Raw genomic sequence first — 16243 nt, 5'->3', positions numbered from 1 at the left:
AGAAAAAAGATTAGGTTCGCCGTGCGACACGTCACTTGATCTGCCGCGGGGGGGAAGTATTGCGGTGCCCCGCAGTGGTGTCAACAAAATTCTGGAGAGAATCTCTGCGATGCACCAGATTAAGATGTGCAGACCGGATCACATTCTCGGATTCATGAATGTTAAAGTGGTTCAACTGTCGCTGAACGCATTGCGTTTCTATTTCCTGCGATAAGGCTCGATATATTTCGTGGTGCGAGATCAGTCACAATGAGCAGCCAAGCCAAGCATACAGGTGCAAACAGTAGCGAGGGCAAACAGCAAGTCGCCTTGACTGCATCGGACTGCGAAATTGAGAGCAACCAAGATTGGCAGCCATTGGTGGATTTCGTGGAGCGATTTCCGATTGAGTATTGCCGTCGCCATCAAGCAATCGCCGCAGTCAATTCAAAGAATCAAGTTCGTCTTCTCTATAGCGGCGAACAAGTTTCGCTGATCGCCGACAACGTCGGCCGAATCCTTCGACAGCCACTCCTTCGCCAGGCTGTTGATGCTGATTTTCTAAGGCAGCTGATCAACAACGCATACGAGGCGAAAGCGAGTGAGTCCCCGTCGCGATCGACTGATGCGGTTAGCTTGGACGAGCTATTTGATAATTCAAATGCCGCCAGTCGCGACGACTTGCTTGAAACGGACACGCAGGGTCCGGTTGTCCAGCTAGTCAATAGCCTGCTGCTCGATGCGATCCAGCAGCGAGCGTCGGATGTCCATCTTCAGCCGTTCGAAAACTCCATGGTCGTGCGGATGCGAATCGACGGCGTTTTGACTGAAGTTCGCGAAATCCCGAAGTCCATCCAAGACGAGGTGGTTAGCCGGCTGAAGGTGGCAGGCCAGATGAATATTGCGGAAAAGAGGCTGCCGCAAGACGGTCGGGCGACTGTTTGTGTCGGTGATCGTGTTATCGACCTGCGGCTCGCATCGATGCCAACCAGCTATGGCGAACGCGTGGTGGTGCGGCTGCTGGACAAGAGTGCTCGGCTTTATTCTTTGGCCGAAATCGGGATGGACGCAGCGACACTGGGGCGGTTCAACGACGTCATCCATGCCGAGCACGGACTCGTGCTCGTCACAGGTCCTACGGGCAGTGGGAAAAGTACAACGCTATATGGCGCACTAACTCAACTCGACACTTCGACGCGGAACGCAGTTACCCTGGAAGACCCGATCGAATACCAGCTGGACGGAATTAGTCAGACGCAAATCAACACAAAAAAGGGGATGACTTTCGCAAGCGGACTGCGAAGCGTACTCCGGCAGGACCCCGACATCATCATGCTGGGCGAGATCCGGGATGAAGAAACAGCTGTGATGGCGGTTCAGTCGGCGCTAACGGGACACCTTGTGTTCAGCACGCTGCACACGAACGATGCGGCAAGTGCCGTTACTCGAATGCTTGACCTTGGCATCGAGCCATATTTGGTTTCCAGCAGTCTGCTGGCGGTGCTGGCACAGCGGTTGGTGCGACGTGTATGCACCGAGTGCAGAGGCGTTGCTGAATTGGCGGTGCACTGTAGAAATTGTCGCGGGACCGGGTATCGAGGGCGCGAGGGCATCTACGAGCTGCTTGTGCTGGATGATTCGATTCGTGATCTGATTCAGCAGCGGGCGCACGCGTCTCAGATTCGGGAGGCGGCTATCGCACGAGGAATGAAGCTGCTGAGGGAAAGTGGGGCTGAGAAAGTCCAGTCAGGGATAACGACCCTCGAAGAGATCGAACGGGTTACGATGCGGACAGCCCTTTAAGTCACTGTTTCTGGTTTGCAAGGCGACGGGCTGCGGGAGATTTTTGTGGGAACCTATGCTTATCGCGCAATCGATCAACGCGGATCCCGGAAACGGGGAACCATTTCGGCTGGTAGTGGTCGGCACGCTCGCGAGCAACTTCGCGAACTGGGGCTGCGCATCGAATCGGTCGAGGAACGTGGTGCAGCTAAGTTGGTTCCCAACACGCAGAGGAAGTCGTCGTCACCGCGTTACCGGTCGCAAGTGACGGCGATGATTCGCGAACTGGCGACGCTATTGCAGGTCGGGGTGCCGCTGTTGGACGCGATTGATTCCGTGTCGTCACAGGCGAAGCGGGGATTTCGTGATGCGATGCGCGCCGTGCGAGACCAGGTTGCTAGTGGAAGCAGTCTGGCTGATGCGATGAGCCGCGAGGCGGAGGTCTTTGACGAGATGACCGTTGGCATGATTCGTGTTGGTGAGCACGCTGGAAATTTGGATGAGGTTTGCGAGCAGGTCGCTGAGTTTCGAGAGCGTAGTGGCGAACTGAAGGATCGCGTCCTGTCGGCACTGTTGTATCCTGCGATCGTGATGCTGGTCAGCGTAGGTGTGACCATATTCTTGATGACGGTCGTGGTTCCGATGCTGCTGCAGAACTTGACTGAGATCGGCAGGCCGTTACCACTGCCAACACTGGTGCTGAAATGGATGAGCGACTTGCTGCTCCAGTGGGGATTTTGGATCGTCGGGGGCGTCATTAGTGCTTGTTTTGTCGCCGTTTTTCTAGGGCGAACACCGCGTGGGCAAAAAGCGATCGGCGATCTAGCGTTCGCGACCCCGATTTTGGGTACATTGATTCAGAAGCAAGCGTTAAGCCGGATGTCGCTAGTGGTCAGCAGCCTATTGCGCTCGGGAGTGGAGTTGGTCGATGCCTTGGAGATTGCTCAGAAATCAACTACCAATGGCTTGTTAAGAACCGCGCTCGTCGAGATGCAGAGGGATTTGAGGTTCGGCCAGGACCTCCGCGATGCGACTGATCGCCATAAAATATTCACGCGCTCGATGGGTCAGGTTTTCTCGCTCGGGCAGCAAAGTGGTCAGCTAGATCGGATGCTGCTTCGAATTGGCATGGATTACGATCGTCAGGCGGGGGTGCTCGCAACTCGGATCACGACCTTGATTGAACCCTTGCTGATTCTTGTGTTATCGGTAATCGTCGGCTTTATTCTTTTTGCGACGGTGCTCCCCATTCTAGAGGCCGGAAATGTATTGGCAGAATAAGAAGCAGCGAAACGTCACGCACGCTCAATCGCGTAGGCACATTCGCTGCCGTCGTGCAGCGTTCACGCTGGTCGAATTGATGGTTGTAATTGTGATCCTTGGATTGCTGTCGGGTGTCGTAACGATGAGCGTTCGCAGTTACCTGATCCGCAGCAAACAGAACGTCGCCAAGATGGAGATCAGCAAGATCTGCCAGGCCCTGGAAACGTTCTACACCACCTACGATCGCTACCCCAAGAACCAGGAGGGCCTGCCAGTGCTGTCACAGCCCAGCGACGAATTTGCCGAAGGGATTCTAACCTTCGTCCCTTCCGATCCGTGGGGGCATCCGTACGAATACGTCAGCCCAGGAAAGACGAAACCCTACGATGTCTCCTGCTACGGAGCAGACCATCGCGAGGGAGGAACCGCAGCTGACAAGGACATCACCAGCAACGAGCTCGGCCAACGGTCGAGAGGCGGCTGATCACGTCCTTGGCACGGTATCAGGCCTATTGCATCGCGTGTCGCACCTGGCTCCCTGGAGCCAAGTGTCTCGGTAGTCCCTACCCTTTTCCGTACCCTAAACGCACGGAAATGACGGTGTCCATTGGAGCAGATGGAGGACGGAAAGACGCATTTTCGTCGTGAAAGCGGGGGTTTCTGGCCTGGATAGCTGCTTTCACACGGCAGAGGTCACAGATTCGAGTTCTGTATCGCCCACTCGGCAAAACACGAGGAAAACAGCCCACAGGAGGCTCCCGTGTTTTCTGCGTTGATGCCAAAGTGACACCAATCCGAGGTGTCACAAATTCTCCGCCCCCCCTCGGCAACTTCTCGCTCCGCACACCGCTGCCGTCGGCTTGCCAGCGATTGGCGCAAATCGGGTCCATCGAATTTGCCGCCCAATCCTGCCGCAACAGCTGCTACCGATCCCGGTGCACTCATCTGTGCTTCAATCGATTCGCGTGCCACCGAGATTCTGAGGGGATCGAAGGAAGGGGCGTGCCGTGATACGCAGGGAATCGCGGCACCGCAGTCGTCAGGACAAGCAGGATGCTACTGACAGGATCGTCTCCGTCCAGCAACGGGACTGAAGAGAAATCAACCTCCATCGTTCCGCTTGCCACTCGGCTCCTCTCGGTGCATCGTCGTGCTTCGTGGAGCACCCGGCAAAAATTCTGCGGCAATCCAAGATTGTTTCGGACGTGCGTGCCACTTTTGTTCACGAAAAATCAAGGCCGAATATTGAAGCGTGGGTTCCGCTTTTCGATGAGCTCCGATTCATATGCTCTTCGCGGTCCAGTCTTCCGAGCGTCGGAATGTGCATCAAATGCATGAAGCTCTACTACGACTTCGGTAATGCCCGTGTCCCAGAAATGGCGAGCGAGAGCTTTGCGATCAGAGTGATCCAAGTGTTTGGAAACTCGAGAACGTAGTGAACTCGCTTCACCGATGTATAGATAGCCACTTTTGTCTCTAAAGAGGTAGATTCCAGGCTTGCGCGGTATTAAATCCCCGTCCTCGGTAAGCTGCTTCGCCTCGAACGAAAGTATCTCAACACCCCAGTCGGCGATCCGTTTGATTAGCTCGGGTCGAAGCTTTCGAGCTTTCCTCAGTCCGAGAGCTGCTTTCCGAAGCTGATAGACCGGAACGTCTGCGGCTACTGAGCTCGCGATAGCATCAAACTCATCACGTTTCGCCGGATCACATAAGATTCGGTCCACGGTCAGTTGAAAGCGGTCCTCAAGCTGCCGAGCGGCGATTTGTGACGCATGCTGATAGTCACCGTGAGAGAAACGATGCACATCGGTGGTTACTTTTCCTAGCGATGAAGCTTTGCGAAGGTTCAGCAGTTGCCAGTTTGCATCGAAGTCTGAGGCATTGGGTGCAAGCTTTTGGCATTCTGAAAGAAACGCCTTGTTCAAAACGGGCTCAATGACTACATCGTCTGTACTTCGTCCCTCATGGACGGTTAAAAACGATTTCTCTACCGCATCTTTTAAGCTTGTTGTCATAGGTTCTCTCAGTAATTCATCCAGATGCGTTCCGTCTTCCGCGGCTTCTGTTTGGCACTCGATGCTTTGTTGTCGATGATAATGTCTACGGTTCGCCAGTTTTTCAAACGGCAATCATAGAGATCATTCGGGTACCCAGACAATACAACGCTTCCGCTACAGCTCTCAATCGTGTCTAGAAGCTCCACATGTTGGTCGGTTGACATTTCAAAGTCGTAGTCTGAAGTGGTGACCCGGCTTTCATGCACGTACGGCGGATCGAGGTAGAACAGAGTGTTCTTTCCATCTTGAGAACGAATGACTTTTGTCGCCTCATCGCACATGATTACAACTCGCTTTAGGCGACTTGCAACTGCTGGTAGTGATTCGACAGCAGTCAGCCACGAGGACGCCTGCTCATTCATGTTTCGGCGGGTTCGATTGCGACTCAGCGTGGCGAAAGAGTCAAATTTCCCCGCTCGCGATTGACGACACCGAACAAAGAAATTCACAGCTCTTTTCAGCGAGGATCGAGCCGTTTCGTGAGCGTCTTCCCACTCCACCTGTGAGAACGGCACTGCTTCGACGATCCTAGTGAACTTTGCAAAGTCCTTCTCGTCTTGGAGGACACGCCAGAAGTTCGTCAACTCTTTATGCACATCGTTGACTACTTCGGAAATCCCATCAGCAGATTTCTCGAATAGTACAGAACCACCACCGAAAAACGGTTCAACGTAGTGGAGATGCTGCGGCATCAATTCGATTATCTGCTTCGCCAGATAGTGCTTTCCCCCGTGCCATTTCAGCGGTTTGACAATGCGCTCAGTTTGCTTCACTTGGTGGTTCCATGCTTGTGACTTTGCCCGAAAAGGGAAAGTGCGAGTTTCTGGCACTGCCGTGACACGTTTGGTCACGAGCTGGAAAAATGCTCCGGCTGAAACACGAAGTTTGGCAGCCTTCTGTAAATCGCGCAAGCCCGATCATGCTGTGCCGCTGTAGTTCAACACCGGACTAAACTCAGCGATCGCACGCAATTCACTGATTTTGCGATGCATTTTTGTCTTCGCGGACATCGCTACTATTCCAAGGTCTAGCGGAAGTCTCTTGTTCTCGTAAATCCAGTTTGGGATCCCCTCGTTGCCATTAGAATCAAAGTGCCGCTCAACCCGACCGCGAAAGCCCGTCCAGAAGCGTAGAACACAGAAAATCTGATGCCTTGCTTGTGGGGATCCACGGTTCGATCCGAAACTAATCTTGCTTTCTGTGCGGCCTGGCCGTACACTTGGTAGGTGGATGGCGACGAACTTTTCTATTTCGTGTACCTCGACGAGTTCCAAGATGATTGGAAGTCGATCTGCTCGAGTGACAACGATGAGTCGAGCCTGTGGACGCTTGAAATGCTCATCATGAGTGATCCGGAAGGGCCGCCGATCATCGCGGGAACGGGTGGATTGCGAAAGGTCCGATTCGCAATCGCAGGCAGCGACCAGGGGAAGAGCGGCGGCGTTCGCGTGTGTTACGCGTACTTCGCCGCGTACCACATCGTCTTGATGTTGATGGCGTACCCGAAGAATCGAAAAGACAATTTGTCCGCGAGCGAAAAGGCTGGAATCAAGAAGTACCTTGTGATCACGGACCAGTGGTTGGAGGAAAACTCACGGTGAAAAACCCCGAGGTTGAACATGAACAAGAAAACTGAAAAGACAGTCGGCAGCGAACTGGTGGAGCGTCTCGAACGCTTCGCCAAGAAACTCGAAACGGTCGATAGCGTCGATGATCTATCGACGTTCTTAACTGTTCGCAAAGTGAAGTTGAGTTTAAGCCCAGCAACCTTTAGCGGCGAGCAAGTCAAAGCAGTTAGAGAGTCGTTGCAAGTGAGCCAGGCCGTGTTCGCTGAATTTCTTGGCGTTTCCGTGGGGGCGGTTCGCGATTGGGAACAAGGGATCAACGAACCGATCGGTCCGGTGTGTCGAATCATGGAAGAAATCACAAACGACCTGGAATCGTGGTCGCGACGGATTCGTGAACTCGCCAATGTCACTGCTAGTTGCTGAAGCAGCATTGAAGATTTAAGGATGACCAACATGGAGCCAAGCGGGCAAGAATTCAACCCGAACGACGTGCCTGGCTCGGCACCTTCTCGTTTAACGAACCTCGTTGATGAATACTCGGCTTTGATTTCAGACTCTCAAAATCCAAATTGGGAGTTGATTGAGGCTAAGCTGATCGACGTTCACGACTGGACACCGGACGCTGCCCACGCACTCGTGAAAATGGCTAAGCAATACGGATGGTTCTTTTTGCGAAATGCAACGGCCCTAGCGATTGCGTGTGACCAAGAAGATGGTGATATGAGAATCTGAACGCCAAGCGATCAAAGCTCATCCATTCCGATCGACTTCAGGTACTGATAGGTCGAGTCATAGAACTCGGGCGCCCGTGTTGGATCTTTAGCATCGCCATCGGGAACGCAGATTACCATTCCCTGCCTTGCCCGCGTTAACAGCACTCGATACGCGTTCTTCAGGTATGACTGACGTTCTGCTTTGTTGATCTTTTGCCATTTGTTTCCTCGAAACGAACGGTAAATCCATCCATCGTCAGTGTGCTGGTTCAGCGGGAATTGGAAATCGACCGATGGCTTGAAACGTAATTTGATGGCGTCCTCCCGCCTCGTGATCCACGCCTCCAGTGTGGAAGGTTTTTCGCTTTGTGGCGTATCCCGAAAGGGAAAGGTGGCGGTCATCGACTGGCGACAACCGCCTGCCTTTCGGTCTACGCACTTGATGCGGCGCTCAGGTTGCACCTCTGCAGAGCCCTATCCTCCGACCAAGCGTAGACATTCTCGTCTGATCATCCGGCAACTGCAAGTTCGCTGTCACTACTGCGCGACGTCGAACGCCGACGCATCCGAGCTTCTTCGAGTTTACGGTCTCGTTCGGAGTGAATTTCCGGTGCCAATCCGGCCAGGAAGTCAGCCGGCGTAACGTAGCCGATCGCGCTGTGAAGCCTGACCTCGTTGTAGTGATGGACATACTCCGAGATCAGCTTGATCGCTTCGGCGGCATTTCGTGGACAGTTCGGACGAATGCTTTCAACCTTGAGCGACTTGTGCCACCGCTCGAGCTTGCCGTTGCTCTGTGGATAGTACGGACTGGTTTTTACATGCGTCATCCCGCTGTGACGGACGAACGACTTGAAGTCACCGGCGACGAATTGAGGACCGTTGTCGCTGATGATCCGAGGCTTCACGCCGGGGTGTTTTTCCAAAGCCGCTTGGCAGACGATTTCCACGTCCAGTTCGGTCATCGACTCGCGTAGTTCATGATGCACGATGTACCGGCTGTAGCCATCGAGAATCGTGATCAAGTAGAAGAACGTCCCGCCAGCATTGATGTAGGAAATGTCGACATGCCAGTGCGCATGGGCTTTCAGCGGATGCTTGAATCCGTTTCCTTTTTGCGATGCCTTGTTGCTTTTTCGATCCAGTCGGCCTGCGGCCTTGAGCACGCGGTAGACCGTCGACGGAGCGACCGCCACCACGTCTTCATCGAGCATCATGAACGTCAGCCTTCGGTAACCTTCGAGCGGGTTTTTGTCGTGAAAATCGACGATCGCCTGCTTCTCCCAGTCTTCCAGCCACCATTCCCTGGGAACTTTGCCGTTGTGGGCATTCACCTTGCCGTAACGTCGCTTCCAGTTGTGATACTTGCTGGTGGGCAGCTCGATCCATCGCAAGAGCTGACCGATTCCGATCTCAGTTCGTTCGTGCCAGTACTTGGTGTAGTCGACGATTTGGTCTCGCGTGTCATGGGGAACCCATCGACCTTTCAGAGTTCCCCATTGTCTTTTTTTGAGCGGATGTTCTCCTCCATCAACTCGGAAATCACCTCGTTCTTAGCGATGAGTTTCTCACGCAGTTCGATGACCGTGCGATCGGTTTTCACCTTGCCGGCCTTGGTCGAGCGGGGCGTTTCAAAAGCCCGTTCAGCTTGGCTCATGACGGCATTGACCCAGTTGTGGATCAACGTCGGTTGAACCTGCATCTGGTCGGCGATCTGGGAAACAGGAACTTTGTCGACAAGGTGCTTGCGGACGGCGGCAGCCTTTTCAGCAGCCGAGAAAGAGCGTCGTTTTCGTGTCATTGTGAAATCTCCTCAAGTGAAAATAGCTCACCATTGGCAGATTTCCAATTTCAAGAGAGGCAGCACATCAGCATGCCGAAAGTCCGCATCCCAGGTGACGCAGGCCCAATCGAGTTCGAGGCCTTGGATGTCAAACTCAGTAGCGACATCTTCCAGGTAGTACGACGACCGCACATCCCCGCTGTCGGCAAGAAACCAATGGATCGGGTTGGGTTGCATCCGTACGTCAATCGCAAGCGGTCTGAGACGATTCGCTTGTGATGACACGACAATGCCATATCGTTCTGATCCACGAGCTTGTTGCCGCAACCACTCCTTCGCCTTCGACAAATCTCGCGTCAAAACGATCGGGTATTGTTCGCGAACGGAATCCAACGTCCGGTTCGCATTGATCGTGTCCAAATCCAGCACTTCCTTGACCAATCTCGACACGTTCTCTGCACGGAAAGACCGCATAGATACCGAAAGGTGCAGCCCCGAATTGTAATGCACATTCCGTCGAGACTTGAGTTTTGACAGGACTTCGCCTGCTCCATATTCGCTGTCGGTCAAGCGATCAGAAATGTGAATGTGCCAGTCGGGGAACGAACGATTGAGCGCCTCGGCCCATTCAGCAATTCCGGCTTCGCCCGTGTTAATCTCTTGCCCGCCGCCAACCAAACAGACAATGACGCCCCAGTCCTTGTGGCGTTCAATACAAGAAATCAGAAATTCGGGTTCTGACTGATTGAAGTTTGGCTGGTTCTTTTTCTGCCTCATGAACTTCGAGGTTTGCTGTAAGTCCCACGCACGTTGGGCTTCGTCGAACAAAGCGACGTGATCGGCGGGCGCCCGGCTATCCTTCAAATACTCGTCGCGATAGTGATGAACGTTTTGTATGAAGGTCTTCACCTCGCTGCGAGCGGCGGACTTCGTGATTCGACGACCAGTCGCTTTCTCGCGTGCGACCTTATCCCGCGCAAGTGCTTCCTGCAAAATCTGTACGAGTGGTCCATTGCCGGACAAGAAAACACTGTACGTGTTGCTTTCGTCATCTAAATGACGAGTCGCAATGTTCAGGCCGATCAGCGTCTTTCCGGCACCGGGAACGCCTGTAACGAAGCAAATAGCCTTGTAGTGTCCTGACTTGGCGTTTTCAATGACAGTTGAAATCGCGTCAGTCGTCCGATGCAACTCGGCTCCACTCGCGTCACTTCTCGAGATTTCTGCTACCGAATGCCCGTTGTACAACGCCATCGCCGCCTCGATGATCGTTGGAGTGGGAAGATACTGCCCGTCTTCCCACTCGGCGGATACTATCTGCGTTCGCTCCCCGGTTTCCGCTGAATCAACGAATGTGTGAACATCTTGGATGATTGCCGCAAAGTTAGATCCGTTTGACTTGATGGTTGAAATCAGCCCGTCTCGCCGAGGCGTGGATTCAATCAGAACTGGAACTGCTGGTGCTTTGGTTGAAACCAGGATTGGTACGACAAAGCGATCGTGGCTGGCATCATGGAAGTTCTTGAGGTCCAAGGCGTAGTCGGTTACCTGGTTCAACGCTCCCGACCAATACTGCGTATCTCCGACCTTGAATTCAACGACGAAAATCGCATTGCCGATCAACAACAGGACATCGACCCTTTTTCCCATTCGTGGAATTGAGTATTCCAAATAGATCGTCCCGCTCTGTCCCACGAGCAACTTTTTCAACGAGTCGATTTGAAATTGCCAAGCATCACGCTGAGTGTTTTCGACTGCGAATTCACTGTTGCTAACCAATTCACCGAGGATCGCGTGACGATCCGTGGTGAGGAAATTGGCTATTGAGTCAGAATAGTATTCACGTTTCATGGTGAGATTCTAACGATCGCAGCTTAGAGCGGAATACGATAGCGACCGAAGGGGCATCCGTTGCGAGAGAATACGCAAAGCGCAACGGCCTCGCTGCGATCGGGGGGGCAAGGTCATTTGATTGGGAGGTATTGCATGCGGTCGTTTCTTGTTGGAGCAATAGCGAAACGGTAATTACGGCAGGTTGCAAACCCTCTCCAACAAAAGCGACCGCTTGCGCATTCTCTGTCGCTCGGACCATCGCCGCCGCTTCGCTTCTGAGCGGCAATGACCCGGCTCCGACGAAAGCGACGCTCTACCGGAGTGCTTGAGTGTTTCCCAGGTAGAGTACGTGCAGGCCGGTCATGCGGCTTGGGAGCCGCATCGTGCAGCCGTTTCCGCATTGGAGCATTTTTTACGGCGATGGAGACTCCGATCACGACGTACCGCAAACGATCGTCGAGCTTTGTTCATCCTTCGAGCGGCTTCGACGATCGTTTGCGGAACGTCGCTCTCTCCAATTCTTCGTTCCTGCTCCGCCGCCGCGGCACGTGGCCTACCGCTGCTGCCTGCAGCATGCTGTTGGCAACCGACCAGACCGCTACGAACCAAGGTTGCTCAAGCGGCGGCAGAAGAAATACAAGCTCATGCAGAAACCTAGACGCGAATACAAACCTGGGCAGGCATAGGACCTAATTGGATTAAGTGCCATTCAGTCCTGGAACCTTTTCTTGTTCAATCTGGATGTTCTGACTGCCTATCTTTGAAACGAGCAAAGAATCCAACTGGACTAGATGGCTTGAAATGCGAGAGCGCGAGATCGCTTGAGTAGTCCTTTACTTGGACTGCCTCAATCAGACGCTGCTGCGCATTAAAAATGGCCAGGTCCTCTGAGCCCTCCGGACGATATATCTGACGGTCCGAATTCTCATCAGTAAGCAACCGCGCAAGCACATGCTGTGCTTGATTGCGATATCCTCGATAGGTTGCGGAAGCGTCGGTTCGACTCAGATTCATTCGTGCTGCCCCGGGCTGTCGCTAATCCTCTAAGCGATCTCGCCAATATCCAGGCTTTCGCCGCGTGTGGGCGAGCGCTACAAAGTAGATTCGATCTTCTCGCAGAATATACGCAAGAACGAACGGATACTTTTGAAACCGATAACCGAGCGTCTCGTGAAGATAGGGAGCGCAAGACTCCGGTGACCGCTCGATGAGAGACTCAGCAGCCTGCACCAAAGAACGGAACGCGTCAGCAGCCTGCTCATTTCGGTCGCGGTACCACTGAATCGACTCACGAATTTCTCGGATCGCTTCCGGATGAAATTCAGTCTGGAAGTTCCGCTTCGCCATCAATCATCTTCCATGCTTCGGCGGACGGAATCGTTTTCACACGGCCAGAGTCAATGTCGTCGATTCGGCTTCGTATCTCGGGCGTCCACGCGTCCTGAATCTCCGCTGCCGAATCGCCATCAATTCCCGGCTGAAGACTTGCGAGAATCGCATCAACAACTTCCGCTCGGTCAGATGCGGGTAGCTGCAAAGCGGACGAAATGAGTTGTTGAGCAGATTCCGACATTTCAGACTTCCAATGCAGTGATGAATACGGCAGTCACTATTCTAGCAGCCGACGCGAAGATGTCGAAGATCGAGCTCAACCACAAAACAACTATTCAGCTGATCTAGTGCGGTAATGGCCGGAATGCTACGGCAAATTGTCGTGACATCGTCACGACAATTTGGATCGTCGAGCGATCGTCAGTATCGCTTGCCGCATTGCTTCGTCCAGAGAGGTCCACAGCAGCACCAACTCGCGTGGCGTGACAACCGGCTCTGGCGAATCAGATGCGGTGACGATTGTCTGATCGGACTTGTGAAGGTTGCAGCTTGGGCAAGCCCAGGCAAAATTCGCGACGTCATCCGATCCGCCAGCAGATCGCGGGACGGTATGGCAGATCATGGATCTGAATTCGGAGATGCCATTCGTACGTCTAGCGACGCTGGCGGCGTATCAAGCCGGCCGTCACGATCGCCAACATCGCCAATGCCGTTCCTGGTTCCGGTACAGCGGTGACGTTCACCGTGCGAGTTCCCGATCCGAAGAGATAGTCGATCCCTTCTAAAAGTGTATCATCGCCACTGAAATTCGACGCCAGGTCGCTGGCCTGTTCGATATTTGTATACGCGAATCGGAAATCCGCCTCCGAGACACCTGCGTTCAATGTCGCACGGAAACCGTTGTACGTTCCGCCTGTTTCAAAGCTTGCTGTTAGGTCGGGTGAGTTGAATCGCGTGCGGCTTAAAAAGCCTGTTCCAACCGTCGCTGGATCGAGCGTCGGGAAAAAGGATTGACCGGATTGGACCGTGTCGCCTTCACCGGGGGAAAGGATCACTGGGGATATAAGCGGAAAGACGTCAGGCAAATCAGTCACTTCAAACATCAATTCGGCGTCAGGATTCCCGTTGTTAAAGCTGGCTTCAATCGTCCACTGACCCGTGACCGCATTTCGGAAGTCAACGTAATTGTCGAACGGCATTCCGAGGGTTCCGCCCGTCGGGCTGCTGACGTCGACTGACTGGATCCCATCTGCCGGATCAAAAAAGTCGTAGAACGCCCAGTGATAGGATGTCCCCACTCCATCGGTCTGTGCAGAGAACTCGATGGAAACCGCGCCCTGGGAAGCCGGAGCAAACGCAAACTGCATCACAATTGCAATGACCGAAATGAAAGCTTGGTTCAACGCGGAAACGCTGCTCGTGTTTGACATTCGCATTGTTAAATCTGCCAGGCGTTTGAGAAGACTGTGGGTAGAAATTCCCATCGCGTGCGCACCGGAGCACTATCGCTGCGTCCTGGCGGCAAGCACAGTCCTGTAATTAAACCGGGTGGGGGGGGCGGCGTCAACTAATGGGGTGTTTGGGGAGTTTGGGGATGTCGTTCATTGAGCTCATGCAAAATGAGATCCGCCAGCACCTGAACCGTGTTGTGTAAAGCTTCCGGAGTGGCATCTGGATTGCTTGGCCGCTTGCGTAATCTCATCAAGATCAGCGTCGGCGGAACGCGAGAGGGAATAGCGATTGGCGACCGCGACGCCGCTATCGCTTGTAGATCATCGAACCGCGCAGCCAGCGAATCGTGGTCGTCGCCCAAGCAATCGCGTTGGTGAACGATTCCTGCGGGGTGGGCCATTTTCACTGATTGGCCGTTTGCAAGGCTGCCGATATCGTTTATCGTGGATGGACGATATAGGAGTCCGGTGGTGAAACGGCCCGCCAAGGAACCCTGCGGTTCGACGCCGGTGAAGCCGATGGCTGATCCCCTCAGGCCGAGCTGTTTGCGAAGCTTGCCTGGGCGATCACTGGTCAGGCTCGCGCCCTGATTGGCGGATCGTCTGCTGCTGGCTCTGTCGACCGTTTCCCTGCATCGCAAGATTCGGAAGGAGTCAGGGTGTTCCAGGGTGAAGTCGATGGAGCAAAAGTCGATGGAGCAAAAGTCTGCTGACGGCATCGACCCCGACAAACTCAACCAAATCAAAACACTCGTCGCTGGATGGTGACGGATTTTTTTTACTCACGCCTAGCGTGTATCGCCGATAAGCGATCACCACCAAGAAGGAGAATTGGAAAGTGACTCAACCACCAGCCTGTCCAGCGGATGAGAAGGGCATTGGATTCTTTGAGCGTTACCTGACCGTCTGGGTAGGGCTTTGCATCGTTGCCGGGATTGCTTTGGGCAAGGTCGCTCCCGGCATCGCACGGTCGCTCGATGGGATGGCGATTTATGTAAACGATGCTCCGGTGATTTCTATCCCGATCGCCATCTGCCTGTTCTTCATGATGTACCCGATCATGGTCAAGATTGATTTCGGCGAAGTGGTCAAAGCCGGTAAGTCGATTCGGCCCGTTGGTTTGACACTGTTTATCAACTGGGCCATCAAGCCCTTCACGATGTACGCGATCGCAAGTTTCTTCCTGGGGACACTCTTTCTAGGTTTCATCGGTCCCGATGCTGTTGACTATGTGAAAGCTCCATTGGGCAGCGATCTTGAGGTCGGGGCAACCTACGGTGCGGGCGAGGTGGTCTTGGTCGAAGGCGTGAAGATGTTGCAGGTTCCACTCTGGCGAAGCTACTTGGCCGGATGCATTCTGTTAGGCATTGCACCGTGCACGGCGATGGTGCTGGTTTGGGGGTTTCTGGCGAAGGGCAACGACGGACACACGTTGGTGATGGTCGCGATCAACTCGCTGACAATGCTTGTGCTGTACGGAGTCTTGGGTGGGTTTCTGCTCGGTGTCGGCCAGCTACCCGTCCCCTGGCAAGCGTTGCTATTGTCGATCGGTGTTTATGTCGCCCTGCCCTTGGTGGCCGGTTACCTTTCGCGCAAATGGTTGATCGCGACCAAGGGAGAAGCTTGGTTTCGTGACAAGTTTTTGCGTTACCTAACGCCTATCACGATCACCGCGCTTTTGGCAACACTCGTGCTGTTGTTTTCATTCAAGGGCGAAACGATTGTTGAAAACCCACTCACGATTCTGTGGATCGCGATTCCGTTAACGATCCAAACCTTGGTGATCTTTGCTCTCGGGTACGGGATCAGCAAAGCGATGGGATTCACCTACGAATCTGCCGCTCCGACGGCGATGATCGGTGCGTCGAATCATTTTGAAGTGGCGATCGCAACATCAACCATGTTGTACGGATTGTCGTCGGGGGCTGCTCTCGCGACCGTCGTCGGCGTGTTGATCGAAGTTCCCTTGATGTTGGGCTTGGTCAAGTTTTGTCTCCAGACGAAAAGTTGGTTTCCTGCTGAAGGCTCCGTCGCCGACAATGAAAAAGTTCCCAGTCACGTTTGATCAGGAGCGGTTGAGATGAGTGCTGTCCGACACAAGCCATGCTTGGGGAAGATCTTCCCCAAGCATGTCGGCATCGGGGAACAAGCCGGGAAAGTTTTCTCTGTGCGGATCGATCCACCAGCAGGGATGATGCGTGCTCGAACGGAATCCGAGATCGATATTCAACAATGGGACGACTGCCAACGGTGTCCCGAGTTCGAAAGCTGCTACCCACTCAGCATGGCGACACTTGCCCTGCAAACTGCTGTCGCCGCCCACCATTGAAGCTTTCATCGCTGGAGGAAACACGGTGACTGAAGTCACGAGGTTTCCATCCGGCTATTGTTTTGCGTGACCGCAGGATCGTGGTTGTGGCCTGATTCCGCCTAAAGGCGATACTACGAACGGAGGGGATACAGCGGGTTTTGTGCTGGGCGT

At 53.8% G+C, this 16243-nt stretch carries 19 protein-coding genes; 7 read left to right on the top strand and 12 right to left on the bottom strand.

All coding sequences use genetic code 11. From position 1 onward, the window contains the following. The first annotated feature begins 249 nt into the window (after positions 1 to 249). From K227x_RS26960 to gspG, 3 genes are all read left to right on the top strand, one after another. On the top strand, positions 250 to 1782 hold the full coding sequence (locus K227x_RS26960) for a GspE/PulE family protein (RefSeq protein ID WP_145175345.1): 1533 nt from the start codon (positions 250 to 252) through the stop codon (positions 1780 to 1782). Positions 1783 to 2034: 252 nt separating this feature from the next. Continuing rightward, positions 2035 to 3042 (top strand): type II secretion system F family protein, encoded by a 1008-nt coding sequence (locus tag K227x_RS26955; protein ID WP_145175342.1) that lies wholly within the window; start codon positions 2035 to 2037, stop codon positions 3040 to 3042. Beyond that, a complete protein-coding gene (gspG, locus tag K227x_RS26950; RefSeq protein WP_145175339.1) occupies positions 3026 to 3508 on the top strand; it encodes a type II secretion system major pseudopilin GspG in 483 nt (160 codons plus the stop codon). The genes K227x_RS26955 and gspG overlap by 17 nt, the downstream gene beginning before the upstream one ends. A gap of 748 nt (positions 3509 to 4256) precedes the next feature. On the opposite strand, the gene K227x_RS26945 is transcribed toward gspG, so the two are convergent. Both K227x_RS26945 and K227x_RS26940 read right to left on the bottom strand, forming a co-directional pair. Continuing rightward, positions 4257 to 5039, bottom strand: coding sequence for a GIY-YIG nuclease family protein (locus K227x_RS26945; RefSeq protein ID WP_145175336.1), 783 nt, complete (start codon positions 5037 to 5039; stop codon positions 4257 to 4259). Positions 5040 to 5047: 8 nt separating this feature from the next. Further along, positions 5048 to 5992 (bottom strand): DNA adenine methylase, encoded by a 945-nt coding sequence (locus K227x_RS26940; protein ID WP_246146322.1) that lies wholly within the window; start codon positions 5990 to 5992, stop codon positions 5048 to 5050. A 432-nt stretch (positions 5993 to 6424) separates the two neighbouring features. Between K227x_RS26940 and K227x_RS26935 the strand changes: the two genes are divergently transcribed. The 3 genes from K227x_RS26935 to K227x_RS26925 are packed head-to-tail and all read left to right on the top strand — an operon-like array spanning position 6425 to position 7381. Continuing rightward, positions 6425 to 6682 (top strand): type II toxin-antitoxin system RelE/ParE family toxin, encoded by a 258-nt coding sequence (locus K227x_RS26935; protein ID WP_145175333.1) that lies wholly within the window; start codon positions 6425 to 6427, stop codon positions 6680 to 6682. Between the two features lie 18 nt (positions 6683 to 6700). After that, entirely contained in the window at positions 6701 to 7072 is a 372-nt protein-coding gene (locus K227x_RS26930) for a helix-turn-helix domain-containing protein (protein ID WP_145175330.1), read from the top strand. Between the two features lie 21 nt (positions 7073 to 7093). Further along, positions 7094 to 7381, top strand: coding sequence for a hypothetical protein (locus K227x_RS26925; RefSeq protein WP_145175327.1), 288 nt, complete (start codon positions 7094 to 7096; stop codon positions 7379 to 7381). Positions 7382 to 7392: 11 nt separating this feature from the next. Here K227x_RS26925 and K227x_RS31295 read toward each other — a convergent pair whose 3' ends face one another. From K227x_RS31295 to K227x_RS26875, 9 genes are all read right to left on the bottom strand, one after another. Further along, positions 7393 to 7764 carry a DNA/RNA helicase domain-containing protein gene (locus K227x_RS31295; RefSeq protein WP_145175324.1) on the bottom strand — a complete coding sequence of 124 codons (372 nt, stop codon included), beginning with the start codon at positions 7762 to 7764 and terminating at the stop codon, positions 7393 to 7395. Between the two features lie 107 nt (positions 7765 to 7871). Beyond that, positions 7872 to 8813, bottom strand: a complete 942-nt coding sequence (locus K227x_RS26915) for an IS3 family transposase (protein WP_261343464.1) — start codon at positions 8811 to 8813, stop codon at positions 7872 to 7874. 35 nt (positions 8814 to 8848) lie between these two features. Continuing rightward, positions 8849 to 9163, bottom strand: a complete 315-nt coding sequence (locus tag K227x_RS26910) for a transposase (protein ID WP_145172788.1) — start codon at positions 9161 to 9163, stop codon at positions 8849 to 8851. Positions 9164 to 9190: 27 nt separating this feature from the next. Continuing rightward, positions 9191 to 10996, bottom strand: coding sequence for a DUF2075 domain-containing protein (locus K227x_RS26905; RefSeq protein WP_246146321.1), 1806 nt, complete (start codon positions 10994 to 10996; stop codon positions 9191 to 9193). 1017 nt (positions 10997 to 12013) lie between these two features. Beyond that, a complete protein-coding gene (locus K227x_RS26895; protein ID WP_145175318.1) occupies positions 12014 to 12325 on the bottom strand; it encodes a type II toxin-antitoxin system RelE/ParE family toxin in 312 nt (103 codons plus the stop codon). After that, positions 12300 to 12551 carry an addiction module protein gene (locus K227x_RS26890; protein ID WP_145175315.1) on the bottom strand — a complete coding sequence of 84 codons (252 nt, stop codon included), beginning with the start codon at positions 12549 to 12551 and terminating at the stop codon, positions 12300 to 12302. Before K227x_RS26890 ends, K227x_RS26895 begins: the two co-directional genes overlap by 26 nt. 150 nt (positions 12552 to 12701) lie before the next feature. Then, a complete protein-coding gene (locus tag K227x_RS26885) occupies positions 12702 to 12932 on the bottom strand; it encodes an HNH endonuclease (protein ID WP_145175312.1) in 231 nt (76 codons plus the stop codon). Positions 12933 to 12963: 31 nt separating this feature from the next. Continuing rightward, positions 12964 to 13740, bottom strand: coding sequence for a PEP-CTERM sorting domain-containing protein (locus K227x_RS26880; protein WP_218933567.1), 777 nt, complete (start codon positions 13738 to 13740; stop codon positions 12964 to 12966). 137 nt (positions 13741 to 13877) lie between these two features. Then, positions 13878 to 14480 carry a hypothetical protein gene (locus tag K227x_RS26875; RefSeq protein ID WP_145175306.1) on the bottom strand — a complete coding sequence of 201 codons (603 nt, stop codon included), beginning with the start codon at positions 14478 to 14480 and terminating at the stop codon, positions 13878 to 13880. A 119-nt stretch (positions 14481 to 14599) separates the two neighbouring features. Between K227x_RS26875 and arsB the strand changes: the two genes are divergently transcribed. Beyond that, complete coding sequence (arsB, locus tag K227x_RS26870) at positions 14600 to 15826, top strand: ACR3 family arsenite efflux transporter (RefSeq protein ID WP_145175304.1); 1227 nt, start codon at positions 14600 to 14602, stop codon at positions 15824 to 15826. Here arsB and K227x_RS30915 read toward each other — a convergent pair whose 3' ends face one another. Beyond that, complete coding sequence (locus tag K227x_RS30915; RefSeq protein WP_218933566.1) at positions 15827 to 16129, bottom strand: hypothetical protein; 303 nt, start codon at positions 16127 to 16129, stop codon at positions 15827 to 15829. Positions 16130 to 16243 lie beyond the last annotated feature (114 nt).

Origin of the sequence: Rubripirellula lacrimiformis (assembly GCF_007741535.1) — a bacterium.
GTDB lineage: Bacteria > Planctomycetota > Planctomycetia > Pirellulales > Pirellulaceae > Rubripirellula > Rubripirellula lacrimiformis.
The sequence above is the reverse complement of the archived record's forward strand: the minus strand, read 5'-3'. Positions and strand labels throughout refer to the sequence as shown.